This window comes from Amycolatopsis sp. NPDC003865 (assembly GCF_053605345.1).
This window is the reverse complement of the sequence record NZ_JBSGJA010000001.1, coordinates 415491-435330: the sequence shown is the minus strand read 5'-3', so window position 1 is coordinate 435330 and position 19840 is coordinate 415491. Positions and strand designations below refer to the sequence as shown.

The 19840-nt window shown below is 72.1% G+C and carries 16 protein-coding genes; 9 read left to right on the top strand and 7 right to left on the bottom strand.

Annotated features, from left to right (window positions below):
* The first annotated feature begins 15 nt into the window (after positions 1-15).
* Positions 16-558 (top strand): TetR family transcriptional regulator, encoded by a 543-nt coding sequence (locus tag ACWEVP_RS01915; protein WP_452060741.1) that lies wholly within the window; start codon positions 16-18, stop codon positions 556-558.
* A 40-nt stretch (positions 559-598) separates the two neighbouring features.
* Here the strand turns inward: ACWEVP_RS01915 and ACWEVP_RS01910 are convergent, their stop codons facing one another.
* Positions 599-1537, bottom strand: a complete 939-nt coding sequence (locus ACWEVP_RS01910; protein WP_452060740.1) for an SAM-dependent methyltransferase — start codon at positions 1535-1537, stop codon at positions 599-601.
* A gap of 265 nt (positions 1538-1802) precedes the next feature.
* Between ACWEVP_RS01910 and ACWEVP_RS01905 the strand changes: the two genes are divergently transcribed.
* Positions 1803-4496, top strand: coding sequence for a BTAD domain-containing putative transcriptional regulator (locus ACWEVP_RS01905; protein ID WP_452060739.1), 2694 nt, complete (start codon positions 1803-1805; stop codon positions 4494-4496).
* 37 nt (positions 4497-4533) lie between these two features.
* On the opposite strand, the gene ACWEVP_RS01900 is transcribed toward ACWEVP_RS01905, so the two are convergent.
* Positions 4534-5403 (bottom strand): LysR family transcriptional regulator, encoded by an 870-nt coding sequence (locus ACWEVP_RS01900; protein ID WP_452060738.1) that lies wholly within the window; start codon positions 5401-5403, stop codon positions 4534-4536.
* Between the two features lie 284 nt (positions 5404-5687).
* Between ACWEVP_RS01900 and ACWEVP_RS01895 the strand changes: the two genes are divergently transcribed.
* Complete coding sequence (locus ACWEVP_RS01895) at positions 5688-7070, top strand: hypothetical protein (protein ID WP_452060737.1); 1383 nt, start codon at positions 5688-5690, stop codon at positions 7068-7070.
* A 447-nt stretch (positions 7071-7517) separates the two neighbouring features.
* Here the strand turns inward: ACWEVP_RS01895 and ACWEVP_RS01890 are convergent, their stop codons facing one another.
* The 5 genes from ACWEVP_RS01890 to ACWEVP_RS01870 form a co-directional block, all read right to left on the bottom strand.
* Entirely contained in the window at positions 7518-10406 is a 2889-nt protein-coding gene (locus ACWEVP_RS01890) for a helix-turn-helix transcriptional regulator (RefSeq protein ID WP_452060736.1), read from the bottom strand.
* A 68-nt stretch (positions 10407-10474) separates the two neighbouring features.
* Positions 10475-10639 (bottom strand): hypothetical protein, encoded by a 165-nt coding sequence (locus ACWEVP_RS01885; RefSeq protein WP_372666078.1) that lies wholly within the window; start codon positions 10637-10639, stop codon positions 10475-10477.
* 38 nt (positions 10640-10677) lie between these two features.
* A complete protein-coding gene (locus ACWEVP_RS01880) occupies positions 10678-10860 on the bottom strand; it encodes a hypothetical protein (protein WP_452060735.1) in 183 nt (60 codons plus the stop codon).
* Between the two features lie 46 nt (positions 10861-10906).
* Positions 10907-11086 (bottom strand): hypothetical protein, encoded by a 180-nt coding sequence (locus tag ACWEVP_RS01875; protein WP_364455536.1) that lies wholly within the window; start codon positions 11084-11086, stop codon positions 10907-10909.
* A 31-nt stretch (positions 11087-11117) separates the two neighbouring features.
* Positions 11118-13991 carry a type 2 lanthipeptide synthetase LanM family protein gene (locus ACWEVP_RS01870; protein WP_452060734.1) on the bottom strand — a complete coding sequence of 958 codons (2874 nt, stop codon included), beginning with the start codon at positions 13989-13991 and terminating at the stop codon, positions 11118-11120.
* 409 nt (positions 13992-14400) lie between these two features.
* Between ACWEVP_RS01870 and ACWEVP_RS01865 the strand changes: the two genes are divergently transcribed.
* From ACWEVP_RS01865 to ACWEVP_RS01840, 6 genes are all read left to right on the top strand, one after another.
* Positions 14401-14886: a cobalamin B12-binding domain-containing protein gene (locus tag ACWEVP_RS01865; RefSeq protein WP_452060733.1), complete on the top strand. Its 486-nt coding sequence runs from the start codon at positions 14401-14403 to the stop codon at positions 14884-14886.
* Complete coding sequence (locus ACWEVP_RS01860) at positions 14883-16127, top strand: methylaspartate mutase (RefSeq protein ID WP_452060732.1); 1245 nt, start codon at positions 14883-14885, stop codon at positions 16125-16127. Before ACWEVP_RS01865 ends, ACWEVP_RS01860 begins: the two co-directional genes overlap by 4 nt.
* 31 nt (positions 16128-16158) lie before the next feature.
* Positions 16159-17142 carry an asparagine synthetase A gene (locus ACWEVP_RS01855; protein WP_452060731.1) on the top strand — a complete coding sequence of 328 codons (984 nt, stop codon included), beginning with the start codon at positions 16159-16161 and terminating at the stop codon, positions 17140-17142.
* Positions 17139-18392 (top strand): glutamate synthase-related protein, encoded by a 1254-nt coding sequence (locus ACWEVP_RS01850; RefSeq protein WP_452060730.1) that lies wholly within the window; start codon positions 17139-17141, stop codon positions 18390-18392. The genes ACWEVP_RS01855 and ACWEVP_RS01850 overlap by 4 nt, the downstream gene beginning before the upstream one ends.
* An 86-nt stretch (positions 18393-18478) precedes the next feature.
* Positions 18479-19636, top strand: coding sequence for an MFS transporter (locus ACWEVP_RS01845; RefSeq protein WP_452060729.1), 1158 nt, complete (start codon positions 18479-18481; stop codon positions 19634-19636).
* Complete coding sequence (locus ACWEVP_RS01840; RefSeq protein WP_436385461.1) at positions 19633-19839, top strand: MbtH family protein; 207 nt, start codon at positions 19633-19635, stop codon at positions 19837-19839. Before ACWEVP_RS01845 ends, ACWEVP_RS01840 begins: the two co-directional genes overlap by 4 nt.
* The last annotated feature ends 1 nt before the right edge of the window (position 19840 follow it).

Below are 19840 nucleotides of genomic sequence, written 5' to 3'. Positions count from 1 at the left end.
GGGTAGGTTGAGGACGTGAGAGCCGACGCCGCGCGCAACCTGGAACTCCTGCTGACGACGGGCGCCCGCATGCTCGCCGAAGACCCGGGCGCGAGCATCGCGGCGATCGCGGCGGAGGCCGGCGTGGACCGCCGGACGGTGTACCGGCGCTTCACCGGCCGCGAAGAACTGCTGACGGCCGTGTACCAAGCCCGGCTCGACGCGATCGAGGCGGCGATCGAAGCGGCCCGCCTCCGCGAGGCGCCGGTGCCGGTGGCCCTGCACCGGTACGTCGAGGAGATCGTCGGGGTCAACCGCAAGTGGCCGACGGAGGTCAGCCGCATGCGTTCGGACCCGGAGATCTGGGCCCGCCGCCTGCGCGCGATCGACGAGGTGGACGCGTTCCTCCAGCGCGCCGCCGACGAAGGTTTCCTCCGCACCGGGCTGCCCGCCCGCTGGCCGGGCAACGTGCTCGGCCAGCTGGTGCACCTGTCCACGCGGGAGCTGCCCGAGCTGAGCGACGCCCAGGCGGCCGACGTCATCGTCGACACGTTCCTGCGGGCGTTCGGCGCGCACTGAGCCGTCAGCTCCGCCGGGCGTCCGACCGGGCCCGCGCGCGCTACGCCGAGCTGGGGCCGGCCGCCCGCCGCATCGTCAGTTCTCCGCGGACGTAACGCACTTCGGCCATCCGCAGATCGTCCTCTTCGAGCGGCGGCAGGCCGTGCACCGCGAGCAGCTCCCGGACCGTGCGGCCCGCCACCGCCCAGCCGAGCCCGGCCAGGTAGGGGGCGGCCTCGTTGCGCTCGCCGAAGTAGCGCAGTCCGGCCAGGTCCGAGTCGAAGTTCGCCGACCGGAACAACGCGGAGACGCGGTCCAGGCTCTGCTTCGTCCGTTCCTCTTCGCCCGGGCGCGGGTTGGGCCGGCTTTCGGTGGCCACCCGGCTGCCCGGCGCGCTCAGCTCGGTGATGGTGTCCAGCAAGCGGTCCTGCGCCTCGGGGGGCAGGTAGCCGAGCAGGCCTTCGGCGCTCCACGCGGTCGGCAGCGCCGGATCGAACCCGGCCGCGCGCAGGGCGGCGGGCCAGTCGTCGCGCAGGTCGGCCGCCACCACGCGCCGCCGGGCGGTCGGTTCCGCGCCCAGGCGGGCCAGCGCGCGCGTCTTGAACTCGACGACCTCGGGCCGGTCCAGCTCGTACACCACCGTTCCGGCCGGCCAGTCCAGCCGGTACGCGCGGGAATCCAGCCCCGAAGCCAGGATCACGGCCTGCGCGATGCCGGCGCCGGCCGCGTCGAGGAAGAACTCGTCGTAGAACCGGGTGCGCACCTTGGCGCCGTCGACCGCTGCCCGCCCCACCAGGTCGCCGGGTGGCTCCTCGCCCGTCGCGAGCCGGGTGAGCAGATCGACGCCGACCGCGCGGACGAGCGGTGCGGCGAAGGGGTCGTCGACGAGCGCGTCGTCCGCACGGGTGGCGATCGCCCGGGTCATCGCGGCCATGGTCGCGGTCGCGCCGACACTGGACGCCAGGTCCCACGTGTCGCCGTCGCGGCGGGAGGAAGTCATGGTGCGATCATGCCCGCGAGCGACCACGGCCCGCTCGCGCTCGTGGCGTCCGCCGCGGCCGAGGTGTTCGGGCGCTGGCCCGGTGGAGGGCGCGACCCCCAACGACGCGCCCGCCACCGGGTCGCCCCGGCATTCCCCCTCTTTCGCCGTGCCCCTAGGGTTCCCGACGCCGTCCTCGTTTCGTCCTCGCGCCGGCATCCGGGGTGCGACCTGCGTGTTTCGGAGCCGGGGCGCGCGGCGCTGGTCTGGCGAAGAGGGGGATGCGATGAGGTTCCGGATTCTCGGGACGCTGGAAGCACGGGCGTCCGGGGATCGGGTCACCCTGGCGAGCCCGCGCCAGCAGCGCGCGCTCGCCGTATTGCTGCTCAGCCCGAACTCCGTCGTGCCGGTGGAGCGCATGGTCGACGCGCTCTGGGAGGACGAGCCGCCCGCCACCGCCGTGAAGCAGGTGCGGAACTGCGTTTCCGCCCTGCGGGCCCGGCTCGGCGAGGCCGGCGCGTCGATCGTCACCGACGGCCCGGGGTACCGCCTGGAAGCCGGGGTCGACGATCTCGACGCCCTCCGCTTCCGACGGCACGTCGCGGCCGCGCGAGGACTCGCCGGACAGGCGAAACTCGTCGACGCCGTCGAAGAAATCCGGGCCGCGCTGGGGTTGTGGCGTGGCCCGGCGCTCGACGGGCTGCGGACGGCGACGCTGGCCGGCCGGGCCGCGGTGCTCGACGAGCAGCGCGCCGACGCGGTGGAGCTCTGCGCCGAATGGCGGCTGCGGCTCGGCGAAACGGGCGAGGTCGTCCGCGAGCTGACCGAGTTCTGCGGCGAGCACCCGATGCGCGAGCTGTCGCACCTGCTCTTGATGCGCGCCCTCGCGAAGGAAGGCCGCTACGCCGAGGCGTCGACGCTGTTCCACGGCCTGCGGCGGCGGCTGGCCGACGAGCTCGGCGTCGACCCGAACCCCGAGCTGCGGCGGCTGCACGAACAGATCCTCGCCGAGGCCACCCCGGGTGAACCCGAGCCCGAACCGGAACCCGCGCCGGAGCGCCACTTCTTCGACCGGGCGGTCACCGAGCTCGCCGAAGCCGTCACGTGGCAGTGGCGCGCGGAAGCCGAACTGCGGTCGCTGCACCGGCCGCAGCCGATCGTCCTGCGCTGGTCGGCTCTGCGGGGAAGGCCGCGCGGCGAGCTCGACGACATCGCGGAGACCTTCGCGGCGTTGCCCGTGCCGCAGCTGGTCGTCCTCGGCGAACCGGGTTCCGGGAAGTCGGTGCTCGCCCTGATGCTGACCCTGGAGCTGCTGCGCGCCCGCGTGCCGGGCGGCCCGGTGCCGGTCCTGCTTTCGCCGGCGTCGTGGGATCCCCGCCGCGACCACCTGGACCGGTGGCTGGCGACCCGGCTCGCCGAGGACCACCCGGCCCTGCTCAACGCCCGCGAATACGGGCGCGACGCCCCCACCCGGCTGGTCCTCGGCGGGCACGTCCTGCCGGTGCTCGACGGCCTCGACGAGATGCCGGCCGACCTGCGCGTCGCGGCGCTCGACGCACTGGACCAGACCATGGGGACGGGCCGCCCGCTCGTGCTGACGTGCCGCTCCGCCGAGTACGACCAGGTCGTCCGGGATGCCGGCCGGGTGCTGGGCGCCGCCACGGTGGTGCGGCTCGAACCGGTCGCCCGCCAGGAGGCGATCACGTACCTGTCGGCGCGGGACGGCCGGGACCGCTGGGGTCCGGTGGCCGAGCGGCTGCGCCGCGACCCGGAGGCGCCGCTGGCCCGCGTGCTGCGGACGCCGTTGATGGTCGACCTCGCGCGGATCGGCTACGGCCGTCCCGACGCGGATCCGGCGGAGCTGCTCGGCGCTGCGGACGTCGAAGCGCTCGAAGGACAGCTGCTCGATTCGTTCGTCCCCAACGCCTACGCGCAGGTGCCGCAGCCGCCGGGGCGGAACCCGAAGACGAGCCCGTCCGGGCGGTACACCGCGGCGCAGGCGACGCGCTGGCTGGGTTTCCTGGCCCGGCACCTCGAGCAGGCGCGCAGCCGCGACCTGGCGTGGTGGCAGCTGTACCGGGCGGTGCCGGCGCGGACCCGGTCCGCTCTGGCGGGCGTGCTGGTCGCGCTGTTCTTCGTCGTCACCGGCTGGGTCGACGACGGCCCGGCGCTGGCCGCGATCTACGGCGGCTCGTTCGGCGGCGCGGCCTGCCTGACCCACCGCTTCGGGCGCGCGCCCGAGCCGTTGCGCACCGAAGTGCGGTTCGCCGGGGCCGCGCGGAAGTTCGCCGGCCGGTTCGCGATCGGGGCCGTCGTGGGCGTGCTGCTCGGCCTGGGCTGGTCGCTGGCGACCGGGCTGGTCGTCTTCCTGGCCGTGGTGTTCGGCCTGGTGTTCGCGGTGCACGTGTGGCTCGCGAAGCCGGTCGACGCCAGCCGCGTGTCCAGTCCGCGGACGATCCTGCGCAACGAGCGCACCGGGGCGATCGCGTTGTCGGTCTCGTTCCTGGTGTCGCTGGGGTTGTTCGACGGGATGGCGTTCGCGTTCACCGCGAACACGCGGTTCCTGCCGGTGCTGGGCGGCCGCTACGACCTGGCGCTGGCCGTCGCCGGCGGGCTCGCGGGCGCGCTGTTCGGGTGGTTCATGGCCCGCGGTACCGCCGCCGTGTGCTACGGCCTGGCGGGCGCGATCGCCGGCGGCCAGGTGTTCCCGCCGGCGACGGATCCGGTGCTGCCGGTCGTGGCCGGCGTGTGCTTCGGCGGCGGGATCGGCTTGGCGGTCCTGGTGACGCGGGCGTGGGGTACCTACTTCGTCCACCACGTCTGGCTCGCGGCGACGGGCCGCTTGCCGTGGCGCCTGATGCACTTCCTCGACGACGCCCACCGCCGCGGCGTGCTCCGGCAGGCCGGCGGCGTCTACCAGTTCCGCCACGCCCGCGTGCAAGAGCGGCTGGCCGCGACCGGCCAGGAGGAGAAGCCGTGACCGGCGGGGAAATCGTGCCGGGCGGGCGCCTGGCCGGTCAGCCCTCGCCGGGCACCAGGGCGGCCGCCGCGTCGACGAACGCTTCGATCAGCGGTGACCGTCGCGAAGCGAGCCACGCCAGGCACACCCGGTTCGGCGCGATGTCCTCCACCGGGACGGCGACCACGTCCGGCCGGGTGTAGAACGCCGCGGTCGAGCGCGGGATGATGCTGATCCCCGCCTCGGCGGCGACCAGCTCCAGCTTTTCCTCGACGCTGTGGATCGGCGGGACTTCCCCGCGCGGCCCGACGGCGATGTCCCGCCACTCCGGGACGGCGTCGGGGTCCTGCAGCAGGTGCTCGTCGGCGAGTTCGGCGACGGAGACCGATTCCTTGCCCGCCAGGCGGTGCCCGGCCGGCACGGTCACGACCCGCGGTTCCTCGAACAGCGGCCGCACCGCCAGCCCGCGCCGGTCGAAGGGCAGCCGGACGACGCCGACGTCGACCCGGCCGTCGTGCAGGACCTCGACCTGGTCGTGCCAGCTGGTGCGCAGCAGCCGGACGGCGAGGTCCGGCCGCCGCTCGGCCAGCACCCGCACCGCCGGGGTGACGACGATGCCGGGCATGAACCCGACGGTGAGCACGGGCTTCGCGGCCGCGGCGACCCGCCGCCGGACCGCGTCGGCGGCGGAAAGCAGGCCGCGCGCGTCTTCGAGGAGCCGCTCGCCGGCCGGGGTGAGCACGGTGCCTCGGCGGTCCCGCACGAACAGGGCGGTCTTCAGTTCGTCCTCGAGCGCGCGGATCTGGCGGGACAGGGCGGGCTGGGCGACGTGCAGGCGGTCGGCGGCCCGCCCGAAGTGCAGCTCTTCGGCCACGGCGACGAATCTTCTGATGCGCTCTAGATCAAGCGCTGACCTGCGGTTATCCACTTTGTCACTCCAGATCCCGATCTGGTCTCCCCGCGCCGGCAAAAACGATCACCAGAACGGGCAGGTACTCCCGTCCCGGCCATCCTGCCGTGCGCCGCCACGAACCGCGCTGATTTCAGGCCCGGACGTAGAAGGAGCCGCTCGATGCTGTGTCTACAGCGTCGGGCAACGCGGCATGAGTGTATGACCGCTGCGCCGAACGACGTAGCACTTTAGATCAATTAGCGGATCGTAAAGCAATTTTTACCCCCACTATAGATGCACTATGTTAATAGATCACCCGCATGGCAGATGTCAACAGTTGGGTTGGCAAATACGCTTATCTGTCGTTATATCTCAGCGACGCGTGTCAAATTAATACGAGGGGTGTAATGCGTAAGCGCAACAAGAGGATTACCTCACTTCTCCTTGCGACCTTTTGTTCTTTAGTCTCCGGGGCTTCGTTGGCTTCGGCAACGACAGTTGCAGGCTCGAATCTCGTTGATATTCCCGCAAACGAATTGCAGGCATTGGTAAGCGCAGCTTACGGAAACTCGACCTTGTATTCAGGTCTACGTTTCGACGTAGTGAGAAATACTTACATTCTCGGCGCAGTTGACGTTGACGCCGCCACCAGGAACCTGAATCAGCTTTTTCACGGTAACACTGTAAATAGGACGAGTTCGATCGCGGACTCCTCGATTCGAGTGGAGGTCACAAAGCAAAGCACGAGCCGAAGCATTCTCAAATCTGTCATGTCGCAAGTGGCGGCCGATGTCAAGAACAAGAATATCGCTGACGGTCGAGTAACTGCCTGGCACATCGACGAAGATACCAATCAGGTCGTAATCGAGATCGCCAATCCGTCCGACAAAGACGTTCTGGCATTGCGCGATCGTTACGGATCGGGACTTGTCAGGGTTATTTCTGGTAGTCGGCCGATAACGGCGAGGAAAGTGACAACCTCGGAGAAGCCGATAAAACTTCAGAAAGTGAGTAAAAGCTCGATTGCAATGCTTGATCAGGCTAAATCTCCGAGCCGACTTCTTGATTTCGCGGCGTACAACTCCGCGGTTCGCATTTTTACGCTTGACCCCAACGGTAACAAAATTTATCAGTGCACTACCGCGATGCACCGGAAGTCGTTGACCGAAGTGGTCACTGCGGGGCATTGTGGACCGACGGGCGCCACATTTTATCAGGGATACTACGACCAGGCTGCCAGTACCGCCTACTATACGGACATTCTCGGCACTGTCAGCTTGAGTATTGACGGAAATGGCAATCCTGATTTCGCGAATATTAAGGCATCCGTCCCGCTTTCCGACCAGCAGTACACCTCCGATGTCGTTAATCTCGAAGAATACGTCGCCACAACCCAGACTAGCGATTCGATCAAGTTTGTGGTCGGTCAGAGCGTTTGCACAAACGGGTCATTCACAGGGTACGTGTGTCGCGGTGCGACGGTCAATGCCGTAGATATTTGCATAGACACCGACGCGGCAGACCTGGTCTGCGGCATTGACCGCGCAACATCTGGTGATGGCGGCTCGATCGTGCAGTCCGGCGACAGTGGTGGCCCTATTCTGACTGGATCCCTTTCCGCTGGGGCTCAGGTAGGAGGCGTAATAGTCGCAGAGGACCGCTTTGGCCTCGACGTCTTCACATCTGAAGCCAGTCGCACCTAACCAGTCGGATAGCCTGAACTGTGATATAGTAGGGGTGAGCCGTGACAATGACTCACCCCTACTATATCGACTCGGACAAGGCTGAGAAGTGAATAGCTCAAGACGGTATGGCTTGCTGGCAGGGAGTGTCCTCGTTATCATCGTTGCGATCGGGGTCGTTTTTTATTTAATCGATAAATCCCAGCCCCCGCACGCTACTCTGGTTCCCCCGGTAACTGGGACGATTAAATCGCTTGTCCAAGTGACTCCTACTGCGACTAAATAATCAAACGTCTAAAATAAGCGATTCTCACGTTCGCGTGAGGTCGGTCGCTCTGCAGTCTGGAAGAACAGCAGCTCTTCGGCCACGGCGACGAAGTACCGCAGCTTCCGCAGGTCGAGGTCCACGGCGGGTCACCACCTCCTGTTCCCCTCGGATCGGCGCACCGCCCGGGGCACCCCGTCAGTCTACTGTGGAGTGTTGCGCGCGTACTCGGTCAACGCGCTGCGGTTCTCCAGGTGGGACTTCGCCATCAGGCTCGCCACGTGCTTTTCCACCGTGCGCGGGGAAATGTGCAGCCGGCGGGCGATGTCCTTGTTGCCCATGTTGTCGGCCAGCAGCTGCAGCACCTCGTACTCGCGGACCGTCACGCCCGCCGAGCGCAGCTCCGCCGGGAGGCGGTCCGAACCCGTGCGGCGCTGGCCGACCGGGGCGCCGATCTTGCGCAGCAGCCCGCGGCACGCGCTCGCCACCGCGCTCACCTCGGCCTGGTGGAAGAACTCCTCGGCCTCCTTGAGCCACGTCACCGGGTTGCCCCAGCCGTCAGCCGCCGCGGACTCGGCCACCATGCGCAGCCCCAGGTGCCTGCTCACCGGGAACGGGGCCGCCGCCTCGATCGCCGCGGCCACCGCGGCGTCGGCCTGCTCGGCGTCACCCGCACGGCCGTGGCGGACCGCGTCGCCCAGCAGCACGAACTGGCGGTTCCAGCGCATGCCGCTCACCGCCGCCGGGGGCCGGTCCGGTGGCGGTACGTCGTCGAGCGCCTCCATCAGCAGCCGCAGGCCGTGCTGGCCCGCCAGGTGGAAGCGGCTCGGCTGGCGCTCCTCCAGCGCCAGCACCTGCGCCAGCTCGCGACGGGCGCGTTCGGCGTCCTCTTCGAGCAGGGAACAGAACACCTGGGCCAGCCCGACGCTCAGCACGAGCTCCTGCGCCGTCGCCCCGCCTTCGGCGCGGAAGTCCTCGAGCGCGCGCTCCATCCGCGGCCGGTCCGCCTGGTGGGCGGCCACCATCGCGCGCGTCATGTGTGTGTACTGCAGCAGCGCGACCAGCCGGAGCCGGCCCAGCACCGCCAGGTTCTCGTCGAGGATGCGCTCAGCCTGCGCGAACTCACCGCGCATCACCGCGTGCACCGCGAGGCTCGCGTCGACCGCGCAGGTCAGCGTGATCGCGCCGGTGCGCTGGGCCTCCGCGCGGGCCAGGTCGAACGTCCGGATGTCGCCCTCGGCGAGCATCCGGTGCCCGCCGAGACGGACCAGCACCTGGGTGCGCAGGTGCGTCAGCTGGTGCCGCTCGGCCAGCCGCCGCGCCAGCTGCAGGTAGCGCTCGGCCTCGGCCAGGTCCGACTCCAGCGCCACCATGCCGAGCACCTGCAGCGCCTGGCACGACACGAACGGGACGCCGGCTCGTTCGGCGACCTCCCACGCCTGCTCGGCCAGCTTCCGGGCCCGCTCGGTGTGGGCCGGGCCGGGGATGTCGAGCCACAGCGTCGCTTCGACAGCGTCCAGAGCCGCGTTCTGCTCCTCGGTCATCTCGCCGCCGAGCGGGGCGCGGGCCTGCTCGATCTGGTTGAGGCACTCGTCGTGGCGGCCGCCGATGTAGGCCGCCCACGCCAGCTGGACGTGCAGGTCGACGGCCCGCTCCAGGCTGCCGATCTCGGCGAACCGGGCGGAAAACTCGACGGCCCGGTCGAACTGCCCGGTCTGCCCGAGCGCGTGCAGCAGGGACTCCAGCGCGTCGGCCCGGTCGTCGGGGCTCGCCGTGGCCAGCAGCTCGACGGCGCGGGTCAGCATCGTCACCGCGGAGTCGGCCGCGCCGCCGTCGAGCGCGCGGCGGCCGGCCTCGGCGAACAGCCGGCCGGCGCCGGGGTGGTCCATCGCCGTCAGCCGCAGCGCCGCGGCCAGCGCGCACAGCTCGCCGGGCAGGCCGGGGTGCAGCTGTTCGACGGCGTCGGCGGCCCGGCGCGCCAGGTTCGCCTTCGTCGACGGCACGAGCCGGGCCAGCAGCGCCTCGGCGGTCAGCGGGTGCCGGAAGGCGTACCAGCCGGGCGTGGTCTCGTCGGTGGTGACCAGGTGCGCGGCGACGCTCGCGCTGATGTGGTTGTGCAGCATGCGGTCGTCCATGTCGGTCACCGCTTGCACGACCGACAGCGGGAACCGCCGGCCCAGCACGGCGGCCACCGACAGCAGCGTCTCGCCGTCCTGGCCGAGCGCGTCGACGCGGGCGGCGATGCTGCTGATCAGCGCCTCGGGCACGCGCGCCTGCAACTCGCCGACGACCTGCCAGCCGCCTGGCCCGCCGACGAGCAGGCCGTCGCCGAGCATGCCGTGCAGCAGCTCCTCGACGACGAACGGCACGCCCTCGCTGTTCTGCCACAACAGGTTCGCGACGGCCGCGGGCACGGCGGCCGGCTCGGTCTCCAGGCACGCGGCCGCGAACTCCCGGGTGCGTTCGGCGTCGAGCCGGGTCAGTTCGAAGGTGTGGCTGGACGAGCGCTGCGCCGCGGCCGAGGCCAGCCGCAGCGCCTCGCCCGGTTCGCCGCGCAGGGTGCCGATCAGCATCACGCGGCTGGACGCGAGGTTGTCGACGAGGTACTCGACGATGAACAGGGTCTCCGCGTCGGCGTTGTGCAGGTCCTCCAGCACGATCAGGCAGCCGCCGTCGCGGCCGGCGACCGACAGCAGCCGGAACACCGCTTCGGCCAGCACCAGGAGGTTGCCGTTGTCGTGCGGGCGGTCACCGCGGTACCAGTCGGGCACGAGCCGGGCGAGCACCGGCACGAGCGGGTCGAGTTCGGGTGCGGCGGGCGGCAGGCCGCCGCGGAAGTGCGACAGCAGGGCCTCGGCCAGCGGCCGGAACGGCACCATCGGGCCGATCGAGCTGGCCCGCCCGCGTAGCACCGGGAGCCCGGTCGCCAACGCCCGCGAGGCGACGTCGGCGGCGAGCCGGGACTTCCCGATCCCGCCTTCGCCGACAAGGAAGAAGGCCCCACCGTGGTCGGTGCGGGCCTTCTCCAGAGCCTGGGACAGCGCGCCGAGCTCCCTGTCGCGTCCGATGAGACGCGTCGACCGGATGCCCATCGCGGTCACTATAACCGGACTGGCCACATCCGGACGTAGGTCGAATTACCGACGCCCCGGGTGTCTCGCTATTCGGTGAAACCGCCCGTGACGACCGTGATGTCCATCGTGGTCAGGGAGTTCTGGCCGACCCGCGCCGCCCGGCCGGACAGAGCGTGGTTGCGGGCGCCCGTGCGGGCCGACGTCGGGAGGGTCAAGTCGCCGATCGGGTTGTCGAGGTCGTGCTCGGTCATGCGGGTGGCTCCACTCTCGGTAGTGCTGGGTCGGACGGTTATTCGGCGAAACCGATACTGACGGTGAAGACGGGCGTGATGTCGAGGGTGTCGGCGCCGTGGTGGCTCAGCCGTGCGGTCCGGCCGGACAGGGCGCGGTTGCGCGCGCCGGTCCGGGTCGGCACCGGGAGGGTGGGGTCGCCGATGGGGTTGTCCGTGCCGGTGAAGTCGTGCTCGCTCATGGTGTGTTCTCCGCTTTCGGTCGCGATCGGGGCGGGGGAGGGGACTTCAGAGGGCGAAGGTGCCGTTGGTGACGACGGTGGGGCCACCGAGCGTCTCGAGGGTCATCCCGGAGACGCGGGGCCGGGTGCCGGCCAGTGCCTGGTTGCGGGCACCGGCGCGGTTCGCGCGGGGGAGCACCAGGGCACCGATGGTGGCTTCGACGGTCTCGGCGGTGGTTTCGCGCATCGTTTCGTTCTCTCCTCGGGTGGGGAAGGGATCAGCGGGTCGGGGGTTGCAGGAGCAGGGCGGACGGGACGCGGCGGCCGAAGCCGAGCCGCAGCAGGCCGTAGCCGATGCCGGCCAGGCCGGTGAGCAGGCCGGGGGAGGCGACGCCGTCGGGCGTGCCGCAGCGCGCGCCGTCCTGCTCGACGGCGGTGAGCAGCTGCCCGGTGCGCGTGGCCACCGCGGCGGCGGCACCTTGGTGCCCGGCTTCGGCGAGGAAGCCGAGGACGTCGGTGATGCCGGTTTCGCCGTGGCAGAGGCTCAGGTCGCGCAGCGGGTCCTGGCCGGCGAGCGCCGCGACCTGCTCGTCGAGGCCGAGCAGCCCGGGTTCGCCTGCGTAGGCGAGGACCTGGCCGGCCAGGCCGGAGCACCAGCCGTGCCCGGTGGCGGTCTTCGCGGGCGGCAGGGTCGCGGTTTCGCGCGGGTACCCCGCCAGCGCCCAGTCGACGCCGGCCGCGCCGTGCGCGAACCCGGGGTCGGCGAGGTCGGGGTCGATCGAGCGGACGGCGAGCTCGGCCGCGTAGGCGTCGGCCAGCAGCGTGGCGCCGGCGAGCCCGGTCTGGGTGGCGACCGAGCGCAGGGCGACGAGGCCGCCGGCCAGGCCGGTGGTGTACCGCGGGGACGTCTCGGGCGTCGGCGCGGGCATCACGGCGACCGTGCGGGCGGTCAGGTCCAGCAGGTCGGGCCGGTCGAGCAGCCGCGAAAGCCGGGCCGCCGCGTAGGCGACACCGCCGAGCCCGAGCAGTCCGCCGGGACCGGCCGCGGCGGCGAGGTCCGGGTCGGCCTCCAGCGCCGAGACCAGGCCGGGCAGCCCGGAAAGCGCCTTCCCGGCCAGTTCGCGGTAGCGGTCGATGCCGGTCAGCTCGGCCAGCTGGGCCAGGAACAGCGCGACCCCGGTGTAGCCCTCGCCGAGCCCGGCGCCCATCGGCAGCACGGTCCAGTACTTCTCGTCGACGAGCTCCAGCCCGACCCAGTTGACGCGCCCGCCGCCCGAGGCCGCGCGGGCGACGATCGCGTCGGCGATGCCGCAGGCGGCCGAGAGCAGGTGCGCCGGTTCGGGGCTCTTGCTCGGCAGGACGGCGTCGGTGACGCCGGTGCCGGTGTGGGTCTCGGCGGCGGGCCCGGTGGCCAGCGCGGCGGAGATCAGCCACTCCTGGTCGCGGCGGTCGATCGTCGTCATCCCGGCGACCTTCGCGCGCACCGACACCAGCGGCGGTTCGGCCAGCAGGCCGGGCAGCCGGTTGCCCGCGGCGTCCCAGAGGTCCGTCGTGCCGGCCCGGCCGGTGAACATCGGGACGTCGCCCGCCCACAGGTCGGTCAGCTCGGCGGCGATCAGGCCGCGGCGGACGTCGTCGGTGCTGTCGTCGTGCAGCAGCCCGAAGGCCTCGTCGCGCGCGGCGGCGTCGGCCAGCAGCGACGGGTGCGTGGTCTCGTCGAGCAGCCGCGTGTAGAAGCTGGTCGGCCGGACCAGGACGCGGATGCCGGCTTCGGCGCAGCGGTCGAGCAGCGGCCCGAACTCCGCCGCGCCGGCGGCGATGGCGTCGTACCCGGCGCGGAACCCGGCCAGCAGCGCGGCGCCGTGCTCGGCCGGCTCGACGTCGACGCCGCCGAGGGTGGGCCGGTTGACGCCGGTGCCGACGCCGCCGGGCACGCGGGTCAGCCGCATCCGGTCGGTGCCGGCGTCGAGCCAGTCGACGCGGGTGAGCGCCGGGGCCGCCGCGCGGCCGCCGCCCAGGCCCGAGATGTCGACCGCGCCGTGCTCGCCGACGATCATCTGCGGCAGCAGCATGGTCCGGTGCACCGACCGGGCGAGCAGCTCGGAAGCCGGGTCTGGGGCGCTCGCAGCGTCTTCATCGGCGGGCAGCACCGGCTGGAACAGCGTCTCGATGTCGATCAGGACGGGCTGGTCGCCGGCGGCGATGATGTTCTCGAAGTGCACGTCGGTGCCGTCGAGGGCGTGCAGCAGGGCGAGCAGCACACCCTGGCGGCGGTAGAACCGGTCGACCTCGGTGAGGTCGGCGCACGGCCGGTGCTCGACGAACCGCAGCCAGCCGTAGCCGGGGCGCACCAGCACGTCCACCGTGCTGAGCTCGAGGCCGGGCACGCGCGGGTTGAGCCACTCGACCAGGCCGGTGAACGCCGCGTGCAGGTCGAGCGGGCGCGGCTTGTAGATCACCCGCGCGCCGCCGGCGAACCGCAGCTCCCGGACCGAGCGGCCGCGCTGGTGCGCGTCGCCGGTGCCGCCGCTGATCTCCACGAGCGCGCCGGGCTCCGGACCGGTGAACGCGGTGAGCGCGGCGCGGTCGGCGTCGAAGCGGTCGAGCAGCTCGGTGACGGCCGCGATCGCGTACAGCGACGCCTGCGCGGCGAGCCGGGCGAGCACGGGGTAGCGGTGCAGCAGGTCGGTGAGCCCGGCCGGGGTGCCGGTCCGCCGCACGAAGTCGGCGAACCGCTCTTCCCCGGTGTCCCCGGCCAGGATCCCCGCGCGGCGGGCCCGGCCCAGCTCCAGCACGAGGCTGCGGGCGGTGAGCCCGGCGAGCTGGTGCCCCAGCCGCGTCGCGCAGCCGTCGGCGACCGCGGTGGCGTCGACGGCGGGCGAAGCCGCTGCGGCGCCGGCGATCGCGGCGCGGGCCGCGTCGGTGAAGGGGCGGAACACCGCGGCGAAGGCGGTGCGCCAGTGCGCGGAACTTTCCCGGGAAAGCTCCACGGCCGCACTTTCACGTGAAAGTGCGGCTTCCGCGAAGTCGACCCACGCGGGGCGGGCGCCGCCGGGGCGGCGCTCCTGCGTGGTCAGCGCCGCGGCCCACCAGGTGGGCGGGAGCGTCGTGGTCGCCGGGTTCGGCTGCGGGGGAATCACGGGATCGAGCATGCCAGCGGGTGACGTGGGTTACATGGGGGTGCTGCGCCCGCATTCCCGCGCGGCATGGGGGCTTCGTAGGGGTTCATGGGGGCACCGCCGGGAAAACGCCTGGTCGCCGACGGGGTGGTTGCGCCGTTCGGACGTGGCGGTTGCGCTGTTCGGCGGGCGGGCTCGGCAGGGGTTGACGACGGCCCGCGCCGCCCGATCCCCCATGCGGGGCACCCCGGACCCACCTGGTTCCGCGATCGCGCGCGCGGCCGCGTCGCCCGCGCGCGAGGCGGGCCACGGGCCGGGTGCGGCGCCGGAATGCGGGGCCGCCGCACCCATGTGCGGGCGCCGCCCGCCGATGACGATTCGTCGTGAGAAGTTCGCGGCTCGCCCCGCGGACGTTCCCCGAACGCACAGGGAGCGACGCACGATGACCACGTTCCAGATCGAGCAGACCCCCGACGGGCCCGGTGTGGCCGCCGGGTCCCCGCTCAAGTTCGTCCTGTCCAGCGTCCAGTCCGACTCGCACATGTGGAACCTCGTCGCCCTCCAGCTGATCATGGAGGAGATGGGGCACGAGGTGGTCAACCTCGGCGCCTGCGTCCCGGTGGAGCGGCTGCTCGCCGCCTGCCGCGCCGAGCGCCCCGACTGCCTGGTGATCAGCACCATCAACGGCCACGGCCACGTCGACGGCGCCCGGGTGATCTCCGCGCTGCGCGCCGACCCCGCGCTCGCCGGGCTGCCCGCCGTGATCGGCGGCAAGCTGGGCGTGCGCGGCGACGCCGACGCCGAGCTGGAGACCGAGCTGCTGGCCCTGGGCTACGACGCGGTCTTCCACGTCGGCGCCGGCGACTCCGGCCAGGCGATCGAGTCCTTCCGCGAGTTCGTCGCCGCGAACGTCCGGACCTTGCGGTGACTGCTGCCCGGTCGGTGTTCAGCAGCTTCGTGGCCGAGCACCGGCGCCGCCGGACGCTGGTCGTGCAGCCGCGGATGGGGTTCTCCGACCCCGCCGTGATGCGCCGCGGGCTGCGCGCGGTGGCCGGGGCCGGCGTGCCGGCCGTGGGCACCGTGACCCTGGACAGCTACACCCGCACCGGGCAGCACGACCTCGCCGCCATGTCGATCGCCTCCGGTGTCCCGCTCAACGGCTACCCGCTGGTGGCACTCGGGGCCGCCGCCACCGCCGAGCTGGTGGCCGGGCTGCCCGGCTTCCCGGTCCAGGTGCGGCACGGGTCGGCGCAGCCCGAAGACATCTTCGCGGCGATGCTCGAAGCCGGGCTCGACGCGTCCGAAGGCGGACCGGTGTCCTACTGCCTGCCCTACAGCAGCGTCCCGCTGCGGACGGCGACGAAGTCGTGGTCGAGGTCGGCGGCGCTGCTGGCCGAGCAGGCCGTCGACTGCCACCTCGAGAGCTTCGGCGGCTGCATGCTCGGCCAGCTGTGCCCGCCGGGGCTGCTGGTCGCGCTGTCGGTGCTGGAGTGCCTGTTCTTCGCCGAGCACGGCGTGCGCAGCGTCTCGGCCAGCTACGCGCAGCAGACCAGCCCGGAGCAGGACGCCGAAGCGCTGTGGGCGATGCGGCGGCTGTGCGCGGAGGAACTGTCCTCTGTGGACCACCACGTGGTGCTCTACACCTACATGGGCCTGTTCCCGGAGTCCGCGGCGGGGGCGCGGGAGCTGGTCGCCGAAAGCGTGCGGCTGGCCGTGCGCACCGGTACCGAGCGGCTGATCGTCAAGACCACCGCGGAGGCGCATCGCATCCCGACGGTCGAGGAGAACGTCGAGGCGCTGCGGCTGGCGCACGCGACGGCGCTGGACCAGCCGCCGCCGGGTTCGCCGCCGCCGGGGGACACCGAGGTGTACCTGCAGGCGCGGCTGCTCGTCGACGAGGTGCGCTCGCTCGCGCCCACGCTCGCCGAGGCGCTGCCGGCGGCGTTCGAGCGCGGCCTGCTCGACGTCCCGTACTGCCTGCACCCCGACAACGGCGGCGAAACCCGGTGCGTGCTCGACGACGACGGCCGCCTGCAGTGGTGGCACACCGGGCGGATGCCGCTGCCCGCCGCGCTCGGCGGCCGCCGCGGCCACGACCGGGTCACCGCGACCCGGCTGCTCGCCGACCTGTCCTACCACCGCCGAAGGCTCGACCCGGTCCTGTCCTGATCCACATCGACCAGCTGGGAGTGAGAACGCCATGTCCTACCCCGATCCGCCGGACCCGCGCACGCACCTGACCTCGGAGACCACGCGGCACGTGCTGGGCCTGCAGCACCGGATGCTCGCCGAAGCGCGCGCGTTCCTCGCCGCCCGCGGCTTCACCGAGCTGCTGCCGCCGGTGATCGGCCCGGTCACCGACCCGGGCGGCCGCGGCGCGAAGCAGGTCGACGTCGACTTCTACGGTCACCGGTACAAGCTGATGACCAGCGCGATCCTGTACAAGCAGGCGTCGCTGCTCGGCTTCTCGAAGATCTTCTACGTGGCGCCGAACGTGCGGCTGGAACCCTTGGAGACGGCGAACACCAGCCGGCACCTGGCCGAGTTCCACCAGCTCGACGTCGAGGTCGCCGGCGCGTCCCGCGACGACGTGCTCGACCTGCTGCAGGACCTGGTCGCGCACGTGGTCCGCCGGGTCGTCGAGGACGCGGGCGACGTGCTGGAGGCACTCGGGCGCGACTCGGGCGCGTTCACCGACCTGCTCGGCGGCGCGTTCGGCAGGCTGTCGCACGCGACCGCCGTCGAGACGCTGCGCGAGCTCGGCCACCCGCAGAGCGCGGACGCCGAGATCGACTGGGCCGGCGAGGCGATCCTGTCGGAGAAGCACGCGCGGCCGTTCTTCCTGGTCGACTACCCGAAGGGCTCGCGGGGGTTCTACGACCGCGAAAGCGCTTCCACACCCGGTGTCCTGCGCAACTTCGACCTGATCGCGCCCGAGGGGTACGGCGAGCTGTGCAGCGGCAGCGAGCGCGAGCACGACTACGGCCGGATCGTCACGCGGATGCGCGAGACGGGGGAGAACCCGGCGAAGTACGCGTGGTACCTGGACCTGGTCCGCTCGGGGATCCCGGCCAGCGCCGGGTTCGGGCTGGGCGTGCAGCGGTTCACCCGGTACGTGGCCGGGCTGGACGCGGTGTGGCGGGCGACGGCGTTCCCGAAGCTGCCGGGGGTGGTTTCGCCGTGACCGCCTTGCACGCCGCGGATTTCCCCGCCGAGCTCGTCCGGGCGCGCGCCCTGCACGGCGCTTCGGCGGTGTTCCCCGCTGCTTCTTCCTACGGGACTTCCCTGTTCGGTGCCGGTTCGGCCCCTTCCGCGGACGTTCTGGAGTCGGCGCGGCTGGTGCCGCCGGTGTTCGTGCCGCGGCGCCTGGAGAAGCTGATCGAGCTGGGCCGGGAACCGTTGTACGGCGACGTCTCGCTGTCGACGTCGATCGGCGGGTTCGCGTCCGCGTTGCCGCTGTACCTGTCGGCGTTCGGGTCGACGCAGGTGGCGGGCCGCGGGCTCGGCGCGTCGGCGTCGGCGCAGGCCGCGCGCCTGGGCATCCCGATGGTGATCGGCGAGAACGTCGTCCCGATGCACGGCCACGGCCGCGTGGACGGCGCGTCGGCCGGGACGCTCCTGGAGCGGCTGCGGGCGTACGCGGACGCGGTGCCCGACGGACTCGGCGGTGTGGTCGTCCAGCAGAGCACGGAGGACGCGGACGCCGAGGTCTGGAACCTGGTGTATTCGGACCCGTCGGCGCTGCCGCTGCTGGAGTCCGGGCGGCTGGCGTTCGAGCTGAAGGTCGGCCAGGGCGCCAAGCCGGGACTCGGTGGGATGACCTTGGTCTCCGCTTCGGAGGCCGCCTCGCTGGCCTCGCTGTACGCGGTGGACCAGTCGCTGGGGTCCGAGGTGCTGCGGAGCAGTTCGCCGGGGACGTTCACCGACGAGATCCTCCGCCAGCAGATCCGCTTGATGCGCAACAACTTCCCGCGCGCCGGGGTGTGGGTGAAGCTCCCGCCCGGGCGCGACATCGGTGCGGCGGCTTCGGTCGCGTGGGCGGCGGGTGCTTCCGCGGTCACCGTGGACGGTGCCGAAGGAGGTTCGGGCTGGGCGCCGTTGTCGTTCGCTTCGGTGGGGCTGCCGCTGGCGGAGTGCCTGTCCCGCATCGGAACCCCGGCCGGCTGCTTGCTGGCGTCGGGCCGGATGTGGGAGGGGACGCGGGTGGCGAAGGTCCTGGCCCTGGGTGCCCGCGCGGCGGGGCTGGGCCGGGCGGCGCTGCTGGCGGTGGACACGGACCCGGCCGAGGGATTGGTCCGGTTCGTGGCGGCGCTGGCGTTGGAGCTGCGGCTGCTGCTGAGCGCGCTGGGGCAATACCGGGCGGACGCGCTGACCCCGGAGGACGTGTGGTTCCCGGGCCAGGCGGAGCGGGTGGCGGAAGAGGTGCTGTCATGACGACAGCGGCCGAGCCGAGTACCACTGCACCGGCGAATCCGTCCACCAAAACACTTCCCGCTCCCTTCCTCGGTCTCGTCCTCGCCATGGGCCTCTCCTCCTTCGGGGACGCCGTCTGGCTCATCGCCCTCTCCGTCACCCTCGTCGGCACCGCCGGGCCCGCGCTCGCCGGCCTGGTCCTCGCCCTCGGGTCGCTCCCCAAGGTCCTCACTCTGCTCGTCGGTGGCGCCGTCGCCGACCGGGCCGGGCCGCGGCGGGTTCTCGTCACCACCGACCTCGTCCGGGCGGCCGCCATGCTCGCCGGGGCCGCCGGGGTCCTGCTCGTCGGGCCCGACCTCTCCCTGCTCACCGCCCTCATCGTCGTCATGGCCGTCGCCAGTGCCTTCTTCATTCCCGCCTCCGACGCGCTCCGGCCGAACCTCCTGCCGCCCGAACAGCTCGTGCGGGGCAACGCCGTCTACCTCGCCGCCCTGCGGGGCGGGCAGGCCGCCGGGGGTGCGCTCGGGTCGTGGCTGGCCGGGCTCGGGGGACTCGTCACCGTCGCCGTCGTCAACGGCGTCAGCTTCGCCGTCTCCGCGCTCGCCGCCGGCAACACCAAAACCCTGACCAGCACGGAACCCCGGCAGCGCGTCAAGCTCAGGCAGCTCGGCCGCGAGATCGCCGAAGGCTGCCGGTATGTCGCCAAGCGACCCGCCCTGCGGACCGCCATGGTCGTCACCGGCCTCCTCGAACTCAGCGGTGCCGGCCCGATCAACCTAGGCCTGGTCCTGCTGGGCGGGACAACCGGCGCCGGCTGGTTGCTCACCGCCATGACGCTCGGCGCCTCGCTCGCCTTCGTCGTCTCGGTCAAGTGGCCGCCGCGCGAGAAGGCCGGGCGGCTCGCGACGGCGGGACTCGCCGCGCAGGCCGGCTGCCTCGCCCTGCTGGCCACTGGCAGCCTCGCCGTCGGCGTCGCCGCCTTCTTCACCCTCGGCCTGGTCGCCGGGCTCACCGCGCTCGTGCTCGTGAGCCTCGCCCAGCGGTGGTCGACGAAGGAGATGCGCGGCCGCGTGATGTCGATCCTCGCCCTCTTCACCCTGGCCGCCACCCCGGTCGGGAACCTGCTCATCGGCGTGCTCGTCGAGACGCTCGGCGTCCCGCTCACCATGCTCGCCCACGCCGCGGTCGCGCTCGTCGCGCTCGCCCTGCTCGTCGCCACCCCGGCACTCGGCCGGGCCGCACTCACAGAGGAGAAGCAGAAATGACCAACCCCTTCGAAGACGAGAACGGCACCTTCCTGGTCCTGGTCAACGCCGAGAACCAGCACTCGCTCTGGCCGTCCACCGTGGACGTCCCGGCCGGCTGGACGAAGGTCCACGGCGAGGACACCCGGGCCGCCTGCCTCGAGTACGTCGAAAAGAACTGGACCGACCTGCGCCCGGCGAGCCTCGTCGCCGCGATGCGCTGAC